This window comes from Rhodospirillales bacterium, assembly GCA_020638175.1.
In the GTDB taxonomy this organism is placed as follows: domain Bacteria; phylum Pseudomonadota; class Alphaproteobacteria; order Micavibrionales; family Micavibrionaceae; genus JACKJA01.
The window spans coordinates 860304-879268 of the sequence record JACKJA010000002.1; the positions used below are offsets into that span (position 1 = coordinate 860304).

The following is an 18965-nucleotide window of genomic DNA, read 5'->3' on the forward strand; positions in this document are numbered from 1 at the left end:
ACCTAATTTTCTTGTGCGCTTTTATGGCTGAAATGGCAAAAATTCTGGTGGTGGAGGATAACGACTTTGTGCGTATGCAGATCGTTGGGTTCCTTAAGGGTGCCGGCTATGAGACGTTGGAGGCGACCGAGGGGCAGGCGGCGTTGGAGACTGTGCTGGGAAATGAAGGGATTGACTTGGCGATTGTGGATGTAAGAATGGAACCGGTCGGGGGGTTTGAATTCGTCAAGGCGCTCCGGGGGCGTGAAATAAAAACGCCCATTATATTGGCGACCGGGGATCAGACACCGGACTTGCTGGAGCAAGCGCAAAAATGGGGTGTGGGCGCCGTTTTGATGAAGCCGGTCGAAAAGGAACGCCTGTTGAAGACGGTGGAGAGAACGGTTTTGGGGATTAAGCGCGGGAAGAAAGTTTGATGTACGGGGTCGGGAACAGGATTGGCATTTTGCGGCGCGGGGGAAGCCGGGCTTTTTTCTGCTTTTTAGTGGCGGCGGCGCTTCTGGTTTTGCAGGGGTGCGCGCAGGCTGATTTGCCTGGCGCTCGTCAGGTCAGCATCCCTAACCCGACCTTTGCATCCGAGCGGGAAGCGGCGGTCAATGAACGCCCGGACAGTGTGCTGTATTTGCCGCTGGGCCGGGACGTTCTGGTGCCGGAGGTTGGCTCGGACGATCCTTTGCCGTCTGAAATCGTGGGGCCGTTTGAGCTGCGTTCGGAAACGCTGGCCGGGGCTTTGCAGCTGATTTTGGCTGATTACGATGTTTCGTTGGCGTTTGAATCGGAGCAAGGACTGTCCCGCCAGATCACTGTGGCAAACCTGAAGGGGCCCCTGAACAAGGTTGTGCGCCGGATTTGCGGTCTGGCTGATATGTACTGCGCTTACGAAGACGGGCTTTTGATTGTCAAGGAAACGCAAACCTTTACCGTCAAAATCCCGCCGATCAGTCAGGATGAAAGCTTCATGAACAATGTGGCGACCGGTCTGCAGGCGATCATCGGCTCGTCCCCGATTGTCGATCAGTCGACCCGGACGCTGGTGTATGAAGCAACGCAAAGAACGGCCAGTCTGGCCGAGCGCTATTTCCAGCGCATGCGGTCGAGCACGGCTCTGATCGTCTTTGAAACTTATATCTGGGAAGTGTCGCTGAACAGCGGGAACTCGACCGGGATTCGCTGGCAAACGCTTGATACGTTTGGAAAATTTGCGGCCAACATCGATATTAATGGCTCTGTGGGCGCCGACTTCTCGAACCCGATCAGTATCGGTTTGCCGACAACGCAAGGGGCCGAGGGCGGCGCATTTTCTCCGACCGATATCTTTGACTTCCTCTCCCAGTTTGGCGCTGTGAAGACAATATCCCAGCCGCAAATCACGGTTCTATCCGGGTCTGAGGCGCGTTTGCGGGCGGCAGACAAGGAAAACTATGTGGCTGAGGTTTCGCAAACGATTGATAACGGTCAGTCGACAACGTCGGTCAGCACGTCTTCGGTCGATACCGGCTTTACGGTCACGATCGGCAGTGCGTGGGATAATGCGACAATTTATGCGAACATCGAAATCAGCCTGTCGGATGTTTCCGAGATTGAAGACTTTAACTTCGAATCGTCTGATGGCGGTTCGACGACGGTCCAGCTTCCTAAAACGACGGAACGTGAACTGGAAACCCAGGTACGTATCCGTCCGGGTGATTCGTTGCTGATTGCCGGTCTGGTTCGTGAATCAGATGCTTTCAGCAGCTCTGGCCCCGGCTTTGCCAAGCCGGTTATCCCGGCCAGCCGCACAGCAACGGCGGATAACCTGGAGCTGGTCTTCCTGCTGCGTCCGCGGGTGATTGTGTACACCAGCCCTTCTGAAGGGGAATATTATGGTGCGGCGCGCGGCGGGGCGGTGACACATGAAGATACAAGAGGGGTGGCTGAAAATGTTTCAACCCCGGTTATTGATGATGACAAGCTTGTTTTTGAGTATGATTTTTCTCCTTTGAAGATCGTTCCGGATGCTGTAGCGCCGAATGACGGGGGCGAGCAACAATGATGGTAGATCATGGTATTGAATAAGACTGGGATATATACGGTATTTTCGTTTTTGGCGGTGCTGTTCTTGTTGCAAGCGTCTGCGGCGCCTGTGCGCGCGCAAACGGCGTTTGACGATCCACGCTCCCGGACAGCCGGGTCTGCGGGGTCGGGCGGTGATCTGGTGCCGGTTGAGTCGTCTGTGGATGGCGGATCGGTTTCCATCGGATCTTCGGCGCAGGTTGTTGTCCTGTTCCGCAACGACAGTGGGCGGCCTCTTCAAACCGGTGCGATCCAGCTTTACCCGTCATCAACCGTATCGGCCAATGTATCTTTGAACCAGTGTGAAGGCGAGCCGCTGGCGGCGGGCGCTGTCTGTGCCGTGGCGTTATCCGTAAAGGGGTTGCAGGCCGGGTCATGGCGCATTGAAATGCTGATGCGCCACAGCGGCCGGGCGCGTTTGGTGACGGCAACCTTATCCGGCCAGATCGAGGCGGGCGAAGGATCGAAGGATAAATTTATCAGCGATATCGAAGCCATTCCCGATGAGCTGGATTTTGGAACGCTGAATACCAGCCAGCCGATTATCAAGGCGATTGTCCTGCGGAATATCACATCGGAAACGGTCGATATTAACGCCATTTATATTGAGGCCGCCGAGCAAGCCGGATATTCGCTGAAAAGCGATTGTGAATCTTTGGAGCCGGGGCAGGCCTGTATCGTAACGCTTATCTGGTCGCCGGTTCTGAAAGGGCAGGCCAGCGGCGTTCTGCTGGTCGATCACAGCGGCCCCACGACCATCACCAGCGTCAATCTGGACGGGGAGTTTGACCCCGACAGTTCCGAGGAAGCCGAAGTGTTCCCGGAAGCTGTTCCGGGCAAAGGCTTGCTGGTCGCGTCCCAAAAAGAGATAGATTTCGGCGGCGATATCGCCACAACGTCGGCAATTACGGTATCCCTCGTCAATGTCGGGGATTCACCGATTACGCTGGAGGATATTCGTCTGGCCGGATCGGATAACGGTCTGAGCATTAGCAAAAAGGGCTGCGCCCAGTTGACGGTTCTGGAACCTGTCGAGGCGTGCCCGCTGACGATTTCATGGTCGCCGGTGCGCGAAGGCTCGGTGATCGACGATATCCAGGTGCTCCATGATGGCGCGCGCGGGATTTTGGTCCTGCCGGTGCGCGGGGAATCAACGGCGATTATCAGCCAGGATACAAAGGCCGTGCGTCTGGGGTCGTCCGCAGGGACGCTGGCGGTTACGACCGACGAAAAATCCGCGGCATCGGGTAAGGATGATGGCGGAGAAGGGTTAAGCGATTTTGTTGTTGTACGCGATAACGATGTCGATCCGGCCAGCGTTCTCGACGGCTTTATCGTGACATCCCATGCCCCTAAACGGGCTATTATCGCCGGACCGGGCGGCAGCCGGATCGTCTTTGACGGCGAGGAAGTCGTGATTGGCGGGTTCTTGTGGTATGTCAATATCCGCACCAGCGGCGTTGAGTTCCGCAGCGGCCGGGACAAGGTTCTTCTTCTTTTTGACCGGTCTTTATCTTCTGTTAACCGGACTTCGGGACAATCGGTAAGTGGGGGATCGTCTTCGACATCTGTGTCCAGCAGTTCGTCAAACTAGTAAAAACTTAGGGAAAAACGGGTTTATATGAGTGACCAGGATTTGCCAGCGGATGAAAGCGAACAGGCCTTGCCTGATGGTTTGGCTGACGAGCGCCGTGCCAAGGCAGATGACCGTCGCCAGAAACCGGGCGTGCCGCCGGATGGCGTAGAGCGCCGCCAATGGCATGACCGCCGTAAAAAAAGAGCGCTCGAAGGCCGGGAACGCTACCTTGATATGGTTCAGCGTGAACGGGGCATCTTGCTGGATCAGGGCGTAGCGCGCTCAACGGATCAATTGCTCGATATGGCCGGTGCCCGCGGCGTTTCCGAACTGGAAGATGAAGGAATCCGCGATCAGGCAAGCGGTGACCAGTTGCGCTCTCTATTACCGGTTCAATCGTGGCTGCCGCTCAGTATTCACCTGATTGGCCTGCGCGACAGGGTTTTGCGCGTGGCCCCGCTGCATGACATGAACGACCGCCAGATCAAGGCTTTGATCTCGACGGCGCAGCGGACCGGCTTGAATGTCGAGAAAATCGAAGTTGAGATTTGGGACCGTGCAGAACTTCTGGAAACGCTGCGATCCGTGCATGATTTATCGGCAGATCGTTGCGAAAAAACGCTGGCGCAATGGCTGGCCGATGTTGATAACGGTTTGCTTTTGAACCAGTTTCAGCGCGATATGATGGCCGAGGCATTGCAAATGCGGGCTTCTGATATCCACATGTTGCAAGATGGTAATCCGGATTCTCCGAACTGGATTCGCTACCGGATTGATGGTGATCTTGTGCCAATACATATTTTGCCAGCCGATGCTATGGCCCGTTTGACGACGTTGATTAAACGGGATGCCGGCTTGAACTTCGGGGATAAAACGACGCCAAAAGACGGACGCTTTGGTTTTACGTGGCAGGGCCGAAATATCGATATCCGCGTCGCCGCCGGGCCGCACGCTCAGGAAGGCGAAAAGCTAACCCTTCGTTTGCTGGACCGCGCATCTCTCAAAAGCTTTGATGACTTGTTCCGCCGTCATGAGGAAATTGCTGATTATCTTTCCGCGCTACTCTCGCCAGAGATCAAAGGGGGCGGGGGAATGATCCTGCTCTCTGGGCCGACGGGATCTGGTAAAACCACGACCATGTATGCCTGTATTCAGGAAATCGATCGCCGCCGCCGTCATGTTCTGACGATTGAAGACCCGATTGAATATGAACTCCGCTACGCGACCCAGTGGCAGGTCCGGCCTGGTATGAAGGGCGGAGAGTTCCCGGATTTGATCCGCGCTGCCATGCGTCACGACCCCGACTATATCATCATCGGGGAGATGCGGGATGCCGATACGGTGGAAACGTCGCTGCGGGCGGCGGAATCCGGCCACACCGTGATTTCAACCGTCCACGCCGATACGGCGCTTCAGACCTTTGAGCGGTTGCGGTCCCTGATGCCGCATGAGCGCGAGCGCTCGTCAACCTATACGCTGGCGCAGCAGGTAAAGGCGGTTTTGAATCAGCGGCTTGTGCGGACGCTGTGCCAGGGCTGCGCCCATCATGAAAAAGCTTCGGATTACCTGAACGAACATGAAATCCATGAATTGATGGTCGAGCCCGATGCCGAGATCCGCCGCCATAACCCCAGCGGTTGTGATTTGTGTAACCGGACCGGGATCGTGGGCCGGACATTGCTCCTTGATGCGCTGATTATCACGATCGGACCGGGGCAACGGAACGAAATTTATGAAGCATTGATGCGCAATGTGAACGATGTCGTCAAGGAAAGCGGTGTGATTGTTCATACCCGCCGCGAGGGATTGGTTGATCTCGTCTTGTCCGGGTTGGTTGATCCCAAGGCCGCTCTATCCTATCTGGAAGAATAAAAGGCAGGTTTTATGCAACAATGGATCGTAGAAGTTGCTTATGATTCCGCCCGCGGCCCCAAGAAAGCCGTTGAATCCTTCTATTTGCCCACCGTCGATGATGTGCGTAACGCCGTTTCCAAAAGTGGCGGCTATGTTTTGAGCATTCGTCCCCACGAACGATCGCCGCTGGAACGTCTTCTGGCACGCTCAACCTGGTGGCAGGTCCAGCTTTTGCGGGGGATCCAGTTTCGTTCGACAGCGACATCGCCGGGGGTGGCGTTATGGCGGATCATTCAGGCGGAAACCAACCCGATGCGCCAGAATATTCTGGCACCGGCGCGGGAAGCTCTGGCACGGGGGCTGGGCGTTATTGACGCTTTGAAAGCCCTGCGGATTTTCGACCACGGGACATTGGCTATTCTGGCCGCCAGCGAACGGGCCAATAAGTTACAGGAAGGGATTCCGCATGCCATCCATTCGATCACCCAGAAAAAGAAAAACACCCGGGCGATTTTGGGGACGCTGACCTGGCTGATTTTTGACGTGTTCAGTATCGTGTCGTCACTGTTTGCCGGGAAACCGATGGTGATGAAATGGTTCCATGACAACCCGCCGACCGATCCAACCGAATTGGAAAAGTTTACCCGCGTTGTCGATAATCTGGAGCTGACCTGGGATGTTTTGATCGCCACGGCTTTCGGGTTTGCGTTCTTTATCGGCTGGGTGGTGTTTTCATTCTGGATTAACAAGGGGAAAAACGACTGGCCGACGGCACGTATCGTACGGAAAATCCCTTTGATTGGCGGGTATTTGCGGGATTTGGGGTTTGCCGATTCGATGATGGCCGCGGCGCGGATGCTGCGCGGTCTGGTGCCGATCGGCGATGCTTTGAAACAATCGTCCGAGGCTACCACCGTCCCGGAAGTTTCTGAATACTGGAATAATGCCTCCCGCGAGCTGGAGCGGGGCGTGATGCTGGGGTCGGCACTGGACAATCCGCCGCTAACCCGAAGCGAACGCCTTGAACTTGCGAGCTTGTCTGATTTATCACAAGTTGCTACAGTACTAGAGTCTGTTGCCGATATGCGTTCTGCGGCGGCAAAAACCAAGCACTCTTTAATTGTCTGGCTCGCGTTTGGCTTGACGGGCATTTATCTTGTTATTGCCTTTGGTAGTTCGATCTACGCTTTGACGGTGATGAACATGAGTCTGGACGGTATGATGGGTGGCTTGATGCAAGGAGCAATGTAGTTTGGCTTTGTTTGGTAAAGAAAAAGAGGGACGGGAAGAACGGGACTTTGAAGAAAAGTCCGCTGAGGCTTCTGCCGCCCCTGAACCGCACGATCAAGAGCCGTCTCCGAAGAAAGATGAGCGTGCTAAAGCGCGCCCGTCTCCTGGGTTGGCCGATCATCTGGCCGGGGAGGCCCGTGATTTTGTTCGTGATCTGTCGCCTTATCTGCCACAGGAACTTATTGGCGGCTCTATTCCGCAAGTGCCGGGCATGGAAGACGAAGCGATCTGGAACGCGGCGTCACAGGCGTGCGGCACAGAACGCGTCCATTATTGCTATACGGTAGAAGAAGGGCGGTGCTGGTATCTGGCGACGCCGTCTTCGGCGCTGGCATCGAACCCGGACAGCTGGTGTCCGCTGGCCGCGGCGTTGCCGGGAAACAGCGAGTATTGGGACCGGGAAACGGTTTATCTGTACGAACAGGAAGGGATGGCCTCGGCTCTGCGCTGGGATACTGAAACGGGCCGCATACAGGTCTTTACCGGCGCGGCGCGGACGCTGCTGCCGCGGATTCAAAGCATGGATGCCAATTTTGTGACCATTAACCCCGAAATTGCCGGCGTTGTTCCCTGGCGCAACCGGGCGCTACGCACCGAGAAACTGTCACGGGCAACGGCGCGGATGTTGATGTTTGCCGGACTGGTTGTGTCGTTTATCGGGCTTGTGATCTTGCTAGGCTCCTATTTGTCGATCAATTTCGTCAAACGCGACCTGCAAAAGGTCAAGGCCGCGACGGAAAAAGCCTCCACAGACCTTATGATTAACTCTTATAACGCGCTGCAGAGTGACACGATCAAGCATATGGTGCGGATTCAAGAGCTTCTGGACGGGCTTCAGAAAGTCGATGGGACGCTGGTGCGCTACGAAGTCAACAAAAACAAGGTGGAGTGGGAGGCCTTGGTGCCGCCGTCATTTGCCGAATGCACCGGGGTGTTGAAAGGGTGTCGGAAGGAAGATGGGCTGGAGAAAGACGGGCGCGTAAGAATCAAGGGAACGCGCTGATCGTTATCTTCGACCCTATACTTTGGACGTATAATTGTTAACTGCTTGATTTATAGAGTTTTAATTGTTTTTGATATAAAATGGACGCTGAGGGTGTCTGGTTTTTCTCGCAAAGGTAGGGGAGCAGGAATTGGTTGATTTTAAGTCATTTGACTGGCGCGCGCTGAAGAAGTTCCTTGATCCCAAGGCCGCGGACGATCTGAACGTATTTTTGGAAAAACTGCCGCAGACCGCCGGGCAAACGGTGCTGATCGCGGCGGGGATCGCCTGGACGATGGCGGCCGGTGTTGGCCTGTATACGGCTGTGCAGCTCCAGACGCTCACCGAGCTGCGGGCGGAGCTAAAAGAGACCAGCGCCTTGCAGCCGATCGTACCGCGGATCAAGGATGTGCCTGTGAACCGGGCAGAGGTCGAGGAATTTACCAAAACGCTGGTGCAGAACTATCCCGGCTTGTCGATCAAGACGCAAGGGGCTGCTATTTACATCGCTGCGGCGTCAACGGCGAATTTCGGCCAGTTCCGGGAGGCTATATCCCACGTTCAAAACGGGGGCAGTGGCTGGCGGGTGTCCGTTGAGCGGCTATGCGCGGGCCGGGAGTGCACAAAAGATCACTTGGCGGCGCTTTTGAAAATCAATAAAGTTTCCGTGGATAAGCCGAGTTAAGGCTGTATTCATTGTTATTTCGTGATAAAATTTTGACGATTGGTATGAAGTGGAGTGAAGACATGAAAACGATAACAGAAAACAAAACGCGCGCAGCGGAGAGCGGGAACGTCCTGTTCCTTATCCTGATCGCTGTGGCGTTGTTTGCCGCACTTTCTTATGCGGTGACTCAGTCCACCCGGACAGGGGGCGGCAGCGGCGATAACGAAACATCCCTGATTAGCAGCGCGCAGCTGACTCAGTACCCGGCCGGTCTCCGCACGGCGGTGGTGCGGATGATTATCGGTGGGACAGATGTCCAGAATATTGAATTCAACGTACCATCCGATTTTAACAACTGCACGGGCGCGCCGACTTCGTATAATAATTGTGTATTCCACCCGTCGGGCGGCGGCGCAACCTATTCTTTGGCGCCGCGCGAAATGATGGCTTCAGGTTCACCGGGAACTTGGGTTTTTAACACGGAGAACCAGATTAATCTTTTGGGAACAACGAATGCGGGCGGCCCGCAAGTTGACACAGCAGATATGATTGCTTTTCTTCCTAATATTACGCAAACTTTATGTACACGGATAAATGCTGAGCTAGGGCTTCCATCAACGCCACCGACAGAGTCCCTTATCGATCTGAGTACGCAGATGACAAATGGCGTGGATATATGTAACGGTGCTTGTAACGGAGATACAATCGGTCTTGATGTTACAGAACTGGATGGTCAGCCTTTTGGTTGTTTCCAGCAACCGGCAGGGACATACCACTATTTCCACGTCCTCGTAGAGCGCTAAGCGATACTTAAATAAATACGACCACTTCATTTCCAAAGCCCGGCCTTCCTGATATACTGAGGGCCGGGTTTTTCTTTTCAAAAAAGGGTTTTTCAATGCTTCATACGGACAAAATCGCTCACGCCGGATCAGAGCGCGGCAGCGCGCTGGTTTATATCCTGATCGCCATCGCTTTGCTGGCGGCGTTGACCCTGTCGTTTATGGAGCCATCCAGCCAGCAGACCCAGAGCCAGAATACCTTCAAGGTTGTCTCGGAAGTGCAGTCCCAGTCCGAATTCATCCGCTCGGCTATTCACGAATGTGTGCTGGCCTATCCGGGCGGTGACAGCGGCGCGATCGGCGCGGGCCTGCCCCAGAAAAACAACCCGTACCCGATTATGCCCGACGATGCTTATTTTGATGCGAGTTGCGGGGTGGGGGAATCGGCTGCGAACAACTATGTGTCCGGCCTGCGTTGCCCCGGAAAGCCCGGCGATGATCCGTGTCACGATGATATTTTCGGATCGGCTTCGGGTAAATTCATGCCGCCGTCGCCGCCCTTGTTCGGGGAATGGCACTATTACGCGGGAACGGACGGGGTGTTCCTGTGGCTCGAAACCGACAAGACCGACGCCTTTATCCAGACCGCTTTGCAAAAACTCGACGATCAGTTCGGAGGCTGCGAAGCCGATGTGATTGATGCGACCTCCGGTGATGTGGATCTGGATAGCGATACGACCCTTGTCTGCCCCAGCGGCAACAGTTGCTTCCGGATATGGCTGATCGCCAAGGCAACAGCCGTGTATCAAGCCGGTGGCCCGGAAGCCACAGCCGGTTGCCCTTGATCCTTGTGACCCCGATCAGATTTTCAGATTTTCCAGAGTGTGCCTGACACGCTCGAATTCCGCAAGCGCCTGCGGCACCAGATCATCGCACGGTTGGTTATCTTCGGCGCGGGCCTGAATCTGTGCTGCAATATCGCCGAGAACCGTGCAGCAAGCCGACCGCGCCCCGCCCTTTAAACTGTGTGCAGCTTCACGTAATTCGTGGAAATCGCCTTGTTCCTGGGCATTTTTCAAGCGGGTAACCACGGATTCAACCATGGACGGGAACATTTTGAGCATCTCAACCGTGCTGTCGTCCAGATCGCCCATCTGTACTTTCACTGCCTCTAGGTCGATGGCCGAGGGAAGGGCGCCGTGCTCATCTGGTGGCTCTGCCGCCGTATCGGGCGCTGCCGGGATATCCATTTGCTCTTCGCCCAACAATCCCCAGCGCGCCAGAAGCCGGCGGAACTGCCCTAAAGACACGGGCTTTAACAGGCATTCATCAAACCCGTGGCTGAGGTAAATCTGGCGCTGCGCCATCTGGACATCAGCCGTCAGGGCGATGACAGGGAAATGATGCCCTGTTTTTTCTTCCTGTTCCCGGATCGTTTTAACGACGGCATAACCGTCGATTTCCGGCATATGCAGATCGGTAAACAAAATGCCGTATTTCCCACTTTTCAGGGCTTCCAGGGCTTCGCGGCCGTTTGTCACAAAATCGGCGGCGACCGAGAGTTTTTCGAGCTGCCGTCTCAGGACATCGCGCACGCTTTCGGTATCCTCGGCGATCAAAAGCTGGGTCGGCCCGTCGATACTCATCTGCACGTTTTTACGGGCTGCGTCCTGCACGGCCTCGCCCAACCCCTGACGGCTGGCCGGTTTCGACAGGTACGCCACGCCGAGGGATTGCAGGGAATGCTGCAGCCCGACATCATCGCGCACCGTATACATCACCAGCCCCATAAACGGGCGGATTTTGACGATTTCGCGGATTAAATCTATGCCCAGCCCGTCGGGCAATCCCTGATCGATAATCCCGACATCAAAGGGGCGCCGCCGAGCGAGCTCCAGTCCCTCTTTATAAGTCGGACAGCTTTCGACCGTCGCCCCCATGGATTCAAGGGAACGAACGATCTCCTTGGCGCCTTGCGGGTGATCTTCAACGGACAACACGGAAATGCCGTCAAGCGTCGGCAACGCCAGCGTCGTCGTTTCGGTGCTGACTTCTTCGGTCGGGATTTCAAACCAGAATGTCGAGCCTTTGCCCGCAGTGCTGGTGACCCCGATTTTGCCGCCCATCAAATCAACCAGTTTTTTACAAATGGAAAGCCCCAGCCCGGTCCCGCCGAATTTGCGTGATGTAGAACTGTCGGCCTGCGTAAAGGGCTGGAACAGGCGGTCGGCAATTTCCTGCTTCATGCCGATACCTGTGTCTTCGACCTCAAACCGCAAAACGATCTTGTTTTTCTGGGGCTGCAAAACTTGGCACTGCGTCGTAACCCGAACGGTGACTGTGCCTTTTTCCGTGAATTTCAGGGCATTCCCCGCCAGATTCATGATGATCTGGCGCAGACGCTTGGGATCGCCGATAATCACAAAGGGAACATCCTTCATAATATCGTGGCGCAGTTCGACATGCTGGCCGTGAACCTTGACGGATAGCGCCTCTAAAATCCCGTAAATCAGGGTACGGACGGGAACCTCGAACACGTCGAGTTCCATTTTGTCGGCATCCATTTTGGCAAAATCGAGGATATCATCGAGGATTTCCAAAAGGCCGCTGGCCGATTGCTTGGCGGTTGTCACCATGCTCTGGATATTAGGCGGCGGGTTTTCCTCGCCGATTAGCTCCAGCAAGCCGTAAACCGATTGCATCGGCGTGCGGATTTCATGGCTCATCGTCGCCAGAAAATTGGCTTTGGCCTCGGCCAGCGCATCGGCCTTGGCAACGGCTTCCTGTAATTCTTCGATTGTTGGTTTTTTAGACATGAGAATTCTACGATTGGGCTTGATTCGCTCAGTCTTGATAGCGTATCACAAATTAACCGGCGGCGGATATGCTGCTTTGACCTGAAAAATGATGAAAAGAGAGATAAATAATGGCTTATAAAGTAGCGGTCGTGGGTGCAAGCGGTAATGTCGGGCATGAAATGCTGAATATCCTGCATGAACGCGACTTTCCGGTCAGCGATGTGGTCGCGCTGGCCTCGAGCCGTTCGCTGGGGCGTGAAGTCTCCTTTGGCGATCACGATCTGAAAGTACAGGATCTGGCCACGTTCGATTTTACCGGGACGGATATCGTGCTGTCCTCTCCCGGTGCAAAAGTCTCTGCGGAGTTTGCGCCTAAGGCCGGGAAAGCCGGGGCAGTGGTGATCGATAACACCAGCCATTTCCGCATGGATCCCGATGTGCCGCTGGTCGTGCCGGAAGTGAACCCGCAGGCCATCGCCGGGTTTAACAGGAAAAACATCATCGCGAACCCGAACTGCTCGACCATCCAGATGGTCGTTGCGCTCAAGCCCTTGCATGATCTCGCCGGGATCAAGCGCGTGGTCGTCTCTACATACCAATCCGTGTCCGGTGCGGGCAAGGCCGCGATGGATGAGCTGTTCAACCAGACCAAAGGGATCTATATGAACCAAGATCCCAAAGCGGAAACCTTCCAGAAAACCATCGCCTTTAACGTGATCCCGCAGATCGACGTGTTCATGGACGACCACATGACCAGGGAAGAATGGAAGATGGTCGCCGAAACCAAAAAGATCATGGACAGCAAAATCAAGGTTTGCGCGAACTGCGTCCGCGTTCCGGTCTTTATCGGTCATGCCGAAATGGTGAATGTCGAGTTTGAAAACGATATCAGTGCCCGCGATGCCAAAAAAGCCTTCCGCGATTTCGAGGGCATTACCCTGATTGATCTGGACAGTGATCTGGAGTATGTGACGCAGGCCGATATCGCCGGGGAAGACGATGTGTTTGTTTCCCGGCTGCGCGAAGACCCGACGGTCGAAAACGGCCTGAATTTCTGGTGCGTGTCGGATAACCTGCGCAAAGGTGCGGCCCTGAACACGATCCAGATCGCTGAAGTGCTGGTAAAAGAATATCTGTAGAACGGGACAGATAAGGTGACGACGGCAAGGGAACGGTTACTGTGTAACCTTGCCGCTGGTTCCTTCGATGATCCATTTGCCTTCCGAGATATAAATTCCCTTTACGGTACCAATGCCCGGCAGGGTATCGCCGACCCGGACGTGAACCATATCGGACGCCCCGTCGGCCGCGACATAAGCTTCACCCGGTAAGGCTGATTTCAATGTCCATTTCGTAGAAGACGGGGCCGCAATTTTTGGTGCAGCAGTCGGCGCGGCAGCAGAAGACGGGGCCGCTTTCGGTGCTTTCGGCGCTGTTTCCGCCGCTGACGCGGGCTTTCGCGATTCCAGCCGGGCTACTTTCTTTTCCAGCGCGTTAACAGAATCCTTCAAGGTATCCAGTTGCGCGGAAGACGCTGCCGTGTCTTTTATTTCATCAAGACGGGATTCCAGTTGGTCCAGACGATCGAAAAGAGCGGAGAATTGCTCGTCCATAGATCCGGAAGCGGCTGGCGGTGAAGTCTTTTCGCTAGAGGAAGCCAAGGCGTTTCCGGCGGGCTGAGCTGCAGGGGCCGCAACCGGCACCGGCGCGCTCGCGCTGTCCACCAGTGCCATGCTGTCAGTTCCGACATCTTGCAGGGCATAGCCATTATCCGCAGGCGCCGCCGTTGCTGTTTCGATGTTATTAGGAAGAGGCAATAACGGCGTTTCATCTTCCGACTGTGTCATTTGCGTCGGCGTCGGCATGGGGAGAGGATCGTCCTGAAGCGTATCGTCTGCTTCCGCCTCATTTTCGGGCGGCATCCCTATACGGTCTAAAGCCTCGGGGTCGTTAAAGAAACCGCCATCGGGTTCTTCTTCAACAGCCATATCTTTCGCAGCATTTTGTTCGCTATTCGCATTTTGCGGAGCAGGGGCTTGCCCGCCGCCGCCCATCATAGAGGCAACGACAACCAGCGCAACAACACCGGCAATCCCGAAAACAATGAGGTTAAACCGGCTGCTTTTCTTTTTGGGAGACGCAGGCTGGCCTTCGGATAGGTCGCCCTCTTCGAGGTCGTCATCCCAGTCACCTTCTTCTTCTTCTTCGAAGTCATCATCTTCGAAAAATTCATCCTCGCCGCTTATTTCATCGTCGGCAAATTCATCAAATTCGTTTTCTTTATTCGTCATGGCAAATTCCGGTTTTGTTTTTTGTGCAGACAGGTGTTTATAGTCTGTAAATACGATTAACTTCCCGCGTTCCCAGTATCGTCATCTTCTTTCGTGACCGGGTCAAGGAAGAGAATCCCCATGGGCGTTCCCGCATGAACTTTGACAAGCGTTTGTGTGTCCTGTGCCTGATCGTCAAGAATCTCGCCGAGTTTGCTGGAGGCTTCCGAAACCCCTTTGAAGATTTCTTCCCGTGTATCGAGATTCTCTTCTTCCTGAGCGACGGTATCACCGGCAACTGTGACCGTTGTATTACCGGAATCGGCAATCGCGCTTCCCATGCCTTCAATAAAGGCCGCCGCCGCCGGAAGGATAATACGGCGGAAATAACGATGGTCAACTTCGGTGGCCATACCAATACCGGTTGTATCGGGGTCCAGAGCAACCGCGTCAATAGAATAAGAAATACCGTCAATGACAATGGCGCTAAATCGCAGGATCAGGTATTCCTCTTCCGCAGAAAAATCACCGATCATGCGTGAACCGGCCAGAGGCCCACTCACGAGCTGGGCCAGAACCGGACCGGGGGTATCGGAATTGGCCTCGATCAAAAGCTGCCCGTATTCGATTGTACCGGCAGGAAGAAGAATTTCGACGATACCTTCATCATCCGCCGCCGCGGCCGCCTCAGCCAGTTTTTCCTCATCTTCGGCAAAATAGTTATCGGGATCGGTCACAAACATATGTTCCATGTGATCGATTTCGACAGTCTGCAGGACAGAGTCCATTTGTGCTGAAATGGCGTCAGCCAGCGCCGCGATTGTTTCGGCATGGGGGTCGGGAAGGGATGCTGTCTCCGCCGCCATAGCTTTTTGCTGGCGTTCTTCTTGAAGGCGACGCTCTTCTTGAATCCGCCGCCACCGTTCCAAGGGATCTTCCCCCTGATCCTGGGTGCCGACGTCGGGAAGAATTCCGACAGGTGCCGTAATAGGAACCGGCAAAGCGCTTCCGCCCTGACGCAAGGCGTTCTCAACTTCCTGAGTGTTTTGTTCCTCGACCGCTTCACGATAGACGTCACTGACTTCTTCCGTGCCGGGGGTTGAAGATACGTCAGATCCCGCCCGCATCATTGACGGGTCGGTGGTCTGCTTTTTACCGCCGAACAATATGATCCCGGCAATAACGGTGGTAACAACGGCAACAATAATCCCTATTTTAACGATAGGGTTTTCGCGCCACATCTCTCCCAAAGACGTTCCCGTTTCAAAATCCTCAAAATGGTCATCGCCGTCAGGGATGCCCATCTCCAGATCATCATTCATATTGTTCTGATCATTCATCCGGTGTGTCCTCTTTATTACTGAGTACGGCGCGTACGACCCGGCCCTTATCGGACAGGAGCAGGACAGGAGCGTTGGCCAAGGCATAGACGTTCATGCCATCGGCAGATGAGACAGATTTATCCCATCCGGGAGAAAGCAACGACAGGGGTGTTCTGACATACGTTTGATCGTTATAGAGGTAGGCCGAAGTCCGCCCGTCAATACCGCTGATATCCAGACGAATAGCCCCTTCGGGTGGCACCCCGTCAAGAATCGTTCCCAAAATGGAATCCCCGGCGGCAATCGTCAGCCCCCCTTCGATGAGCGGTGCTTTTGCCTGAGGGCCAAATTCAGGAACACGGGCATCCAGACGGTATTGCACAACATCGCGATGTGTCTCTAATGTGAAAACGATCGGCGTTTTAAGGCCAAGCAAGCGGATCGATATGTTGCCGTGGGCATATTCTTCCATCGGTGTAATCCGGATGACATGGGCGCCATCTTCCGGCTGGATGATTTCAAACTTTCCAGCCCACCCGATATCCTGAATAGGCCACGGTGCCCCGGTAATATCCAGAATGTTTAATGTTGTCACATGCTCGACGGCCACCTTGATAAGCGGCGGGGATGAGCCGGGATCAAGCGATATGGTTTCCACGCTAATTTCCGGTTGCGGATAGGGGTAAATGGGAACCTGCAGCGCTTCCTGCGTCTTGTCGTAACGTTTAAGAAGGTCACGAATCATGTAGGGCTCCATCGGCAAAAGCCCGGTTATCGCCGCATTAAAGGATTGTTCCTTAATCTCGGCCTCCACTTCTTCCTGGGATTCAACAGCGCTGGTCCGTACGTTCCCGCCAAAGCTGTCATCCGGGGAGAGCAGCATGCCCGGGGCGCGGGGTGAAGCATTCCCCGGCGAGGGCAATGCTGTGTCACCCTCACCCGATGGCGACAACAGTTCCGGGGACTGCGCAGCCGCGGGCGCCGCATATACAAGCAGCGCACCGATTAAAACGGCAAATATCAGGGGTATATGTTTCATCGCTTTGCCTTTATACGGTTTTTTTAGCCTTTAACGGCAATCCATTGTTCAATACCAACCCCGTTGGGACTTTCCAGACGGGGAACACGGACAATAACCAGTGTAACCATCAAATTGTCTGTTCTGACCTTGGCGCCTGATTGATAACTGATGACCATGGGAACCTGTACAACCCATTGATAGCGGCCTTTTACGATCCCTTCGGATTGAAGGATAGGCGCTCCTCTGGGGGCGGCCGTCACAACTTGCTGGTTTGTTTCGACCATCTCGATAATACGCGATTTTTGCAGCGCCAGAGTAAAGCTGTCCCACCCCTGCCGTGTGAAATTACGAGACGCTTCCTGCAGGCGGCGGCGATAATCGTTGAAATTGAACGTCATAACTTCGGTTGTGGCTTGCGCCACCCATGACATCAGGGCCGGGGTGCTCAAGTTAGGCTCCATCAGGGACACCATAGGGATCAGGCGCCCATCTTCGGTCGTTGCAAAATAACGGTTTTCCGGTTGATGAGTGTGGACAACAAAAAACATCGCGGCGATCATGCCGACAATGATGAGGGCTTGAATCAATGAGATCTTCAGCAAGGTTCTGTAACCGTCCCGATAAAAATCGTTCCGGACGATAACCGTGCTCAACCCTTTGTCGGGTTTTGGATCTTCGCTACCACCGGCTTTTGGGTTTTCAGCCGAACGTGCGGCTTTTGGCCGTTTTATTTGGTGAGGGCTATTTGTTTTTTTTTCGCTTGTCTCAGACATCTTTGCAATCAAGTCACTGTTGTTTACGTTGGGCGGTGCGAATCCATATCTAATCTGTCTAGCAGAAAGCTTATATGAACTCAAAGCGCTAAGGAAGAGTTAGCAAGAATATTTACAATAAAATTCGCAAAAATATGCGTAAAGGCATGATAGTTTTGTACATCCGGGCAGAGAATATGATAAAATATATAAAAGTTTAGAGAATTTTTATCGACAAGCGGGGGCGTCAGAAAAGATGAGGGGGGCCGAAGGATTAGTGGGGAATGAATTTTCCTTTATCCGGTGTTTTGGTTATGCAAAGCGTTGCCTTCGCTGTGTGTCTTTGTTTTTCCTGCTTTTTCTGCTTTTTTATGGAGCCAAGCCATCCTGGGCCTGTACGAACTGCGGGTGCGTTGCGGCAGCGCACGCCCTGACCCGCGCCCACGTGGTTATGGAACATGACACAACAAGGCTTCATGTGACCAATGAGTTTATACGTCACCGTGAGGATTTTATCATCCGTCATTATTTTCTGGGGGAGATCTTGCCGGCGATGATGCGGATGACGGAACAGCTGACGGCTGTGGCCATGCATCAGGTTCTGGGGATTGGGATGTTTCTTGATGCCAAACAGCAACTGGAGGCACAAAGGCTGTTTCAGGTGAAAGTAGCCGAGGCGCATAAGGATTATCATTCCAGTATGCAAATGTGTTCATTTGGGACCACTGTGCGGAGCGTGGCTGCCAGCCAAAGAAATGCCGAATATAATGCCTACGCGCTTAGCGAACATTTGGTCAATCGCCAGCTGTTAAACCGGACGGCATCAAGTAATGCCGGGCCGTCACAGGACCGGAGTGCGCGACTGGCGCAATTCCGTCAGCGTTATTGTGATAAAAAAGACGATCATGAGCAGTTTGTCGATTTTTGTCTGGCTTCGCCGCCGGCAACGATCAATCGGGATATCGACTATACGCGGGTGGTTGACCGTACGTTGACGTTGAAAGCGGACTTTTCCGATGCGGGGCTGACGTCGGATGAACAGGATATTGTCGCTTTGGCCAGCAACTTGTACGGTCACGAGGTTTTTGAGCCGATTCCGCCGGATTTCCTGAGCTATGAGAAGAATCAGCCACTCTATCTGGATATGAGGGCTGTTGTCGCCAAGCGCAGTGTGGCGCTTAACTCGTTTGATGCCATCGTAGGGATGAGAACTGAGGGCGCTAAAACAGGGCAAACATCAGAGTTTGTCAGGGTTATCCTGCGTCATTTGGGCGTGTCGGATGGCGAGGCAGAGGAAATGTTGGGCGAATATCCAAGCTATCAGGCAATTATGGAATTGCTGACCAAGAAAATCTATCAAGATCCCGAATTTTACACCAATTTGTACGACAAACCGGCCAATGTCGATCGTATCGGCGCATCCTTGCGCGCTATAGGGTTAATGCAGGATATGGATTTGTTCAAAAGCCACTTGCGTAACGAGATGTTGTTGTCGCAGGTGTTAGAGCTGGAGATCGATGAGCGCCAGACGAAAGTACAGAACAACATTGGTACACTGGGCACGGCGGGTAAAAGGCAGTAACGGATGAATGTAAAGGA

The 18965-nt window shown here is 54.1% G+C and carries 16 protein-coding genes; 11 read left to right on the forward strand and 5 right to left on the reverse strand.

Annotated features, from left to right (window positions below):
- Positions 1 to 23 precede the first annotated feature (23 nt).
- The 9 genes from H6868_04125 to H6868_04165 all read left to right on the forward strand — a co-directional run bounded on the left by H6868_04125 (position 24) and on the right by H6868_04165 (position 10048).
- A complete protein-coding gene (locus tag H6868_04125; GenBank protein MCB9988507.1) occupies positions 24 to 416 on the forward strand; it encodes a response regulator in 393 nt (130 codons plus the stop codon).
- A complete protein-coding gene (locus H6868_04130) occupies positions 416 to 2032 on the forward strand; it encodes a type II and III secretion system family protein (protein MCB9988508.1) in 1617 nt (538 codons plus the stop codon). The genes H6868_04125 and H6868_04130 overlap by 1 nt, the downstream gene beginning before the upstream one ends.
- Positions 2033 to 2041: 9 nt before the next feature.
- Positions 2042 to 3646, forward strand: coding sequence for a choice-of-anchor D domain-containing protein (locus H6868_04135; protein MCB9988509.1), 1605 nt, complete (start codon positions 2042 to 2044; stop codon positions 3644 to 3646).
- Between the two features lie 27 nt (positions 3647 to 3673).
- Positions 3674 to 5500, forward strand: coding sequence for a Flp pilus assembly complex ATPase component TadA (gene tadA / locus H6868_04140; GenBank protein ID MCB9988510.1), 1827 nt, complete (start codon positions 3674 to 3676; stop codon positions 5498 to 5500).
- 12 nt (positions 5501 to 5512) lie between these two features.
- Entirely contained in the window at positions 5513 to 6733 is a 1221-nt protein-coding gene (locus tag H6868_04145) for a type II secretion system protein (GenBank protein MCB9988511.1), read from the forward strand.
- 1 nt (position 6734) lies between these two features.
- Positions 6735 to 7775 carry a hypothetical protein gene (locus H6868_04150; GenBank protein ID MCB9988512.1) on the forward strand — a complete coding sequence of 347 codons (1041 nt, stop codon included), beginning with the start codon at positions 6735 to 6737 and terminating at the stop codon, positions 7773 to 7775.
- A 130-nt stretch (positions 7776 to 7905) separates the two neighbouring features.
- On the forward strand, positions 7906 to 8439 hold the full coding sequence (locus H6868_04155; GenBank protein MCB9988513.1) for a hypothetical protein: 534 nt from the start codon (positions 7906 to 7908) through the stop codon (positions 8437 to 8439).
- A gap of 62 nt (positions 8440 to 8501) precedes the next feature.
- Complete coding sequence (locus H6868_04160; GenBank protein ID MCB9988514.1) at positions 8502 to 9224, forward strand: hypothetical protein; 723 nt, start codon at positions 8502 to 8504, stop codon at positions 9222 to 9224.
- A 95-nt stretch (positions 9225 to 9319) separates the two neighbouring features.
- Complete coding sequence (locus H6868_04165; GenBank protein ID MCB9988515.1) at positions 9320 to 10048, forward strand: hypothetical protein; 729 nt, start codon at positions 9320 to 9322, stop codon at positions 10046 to 10048.
- A 15-nt stretch (positions 10049 to 10063) separates the two neighbouring features.
- On the opposite strand, the gene H6868_04170 is transcribed toward H6868_04165, so the two are convergent.
- The gene (locus H6868_04170) at positions 10064 to 12019 is read right to left on the reverse strand and encodes a response regulator (GenBank protein MCB9988516.1); all 1956 of its coding nucleotides are present in this window, start codon (positions 12017 to 12019) and stop codon (positions 10064 to 10066) included.
- A gap of 110 nt (positions 12020 to 12129) precedes the next feature.
- Here H6868_04170 and H6868_04175 point away from each other — a divergent pair, with 110 nt between their 5' ends.
- Positions 12130 to 13140, forward strand: a complete 1011-nt coding sequence (locus H6868_04175) for an aspartate-semialdehyde dehydrogenase (GenBank protein MCB9988517.1) — start codon at positions 12130 to 12132, stop codon at positions 13138 to 13140.
- Positions 13141 to 13176: 36 nt separating this feature from the next.
- Here the strand turns inward: H6868_04175 and H6868_04180 are convergent, their stop codons facing one another.
- Genes H6868_04180 through H6868_04195 form a run of 4 tightly spaced genes read right to left on the reverse strand, consistent with a single transcriptional unit; the run spans position 13177 to position 17387 of the window.
- Entirely contained in the window at positions 13177 to 14292 is a 1116-nt protein-coding gene (locus H6868_04180) for a hypothetical protein (GenBank protein MCB9988518.1), read from the reverse strand.
- A gap of 56 nt (positions 14293 to 14348) precedes the next feature.
- Positions 14349 to 15611, reverse strand: coding sequence for a type IV secretion protein DotG (locus tag H6868_04185; GenBank protein MCB9988519.1), 1263 nt, complete (start codon positions 15609 to 15611; stop codon positions 14349 to 14351).
- Positions 15604 to 16632, reverse strand: coding sequence for a type IV secretion protein DotH (locus tag H6868_04190; GenBank protein MCB9988520.1), 1029 nt, complete (start codon positions 16630 to 16632; stop codon positions 15604 to 15606). Before H6868_04190 ends, H6868_04185 begins: the two co-directional genes overlap by 8 nt.
- A 23-nt stretch (positions 16633 to 16655) precedes the next feature.
- Complete coding sequence (locus H6868_04195) at positions 16656 to 17387, reverse strand: type IVB secretion system apparatus protein IcmL/DotI (GenBank protein ID MCB9988521.1); 732 nt, start codon at positions 17385 to 17387, stop codon at positions 16656 to 16658.
- 430 nt (positions 17388 to 17817) lie between these two features.
- Here H6868_04195 and H6868_04200 point away from each other — a divergent pair, with 430 nt between their 5' ends.
- Positions 17818 to 18948 (forward strand): hypothetical protein, encoded by a 1131-nt coding sequence (locus H6868_04200; protein ID MCB9988522.1) that lies wholly within the window; start codon positions 17818 to 17820, stop codon positions 18946 to 18948.
- Positions 18949 to 18965 lie beyond the last annotated feature (17 nt).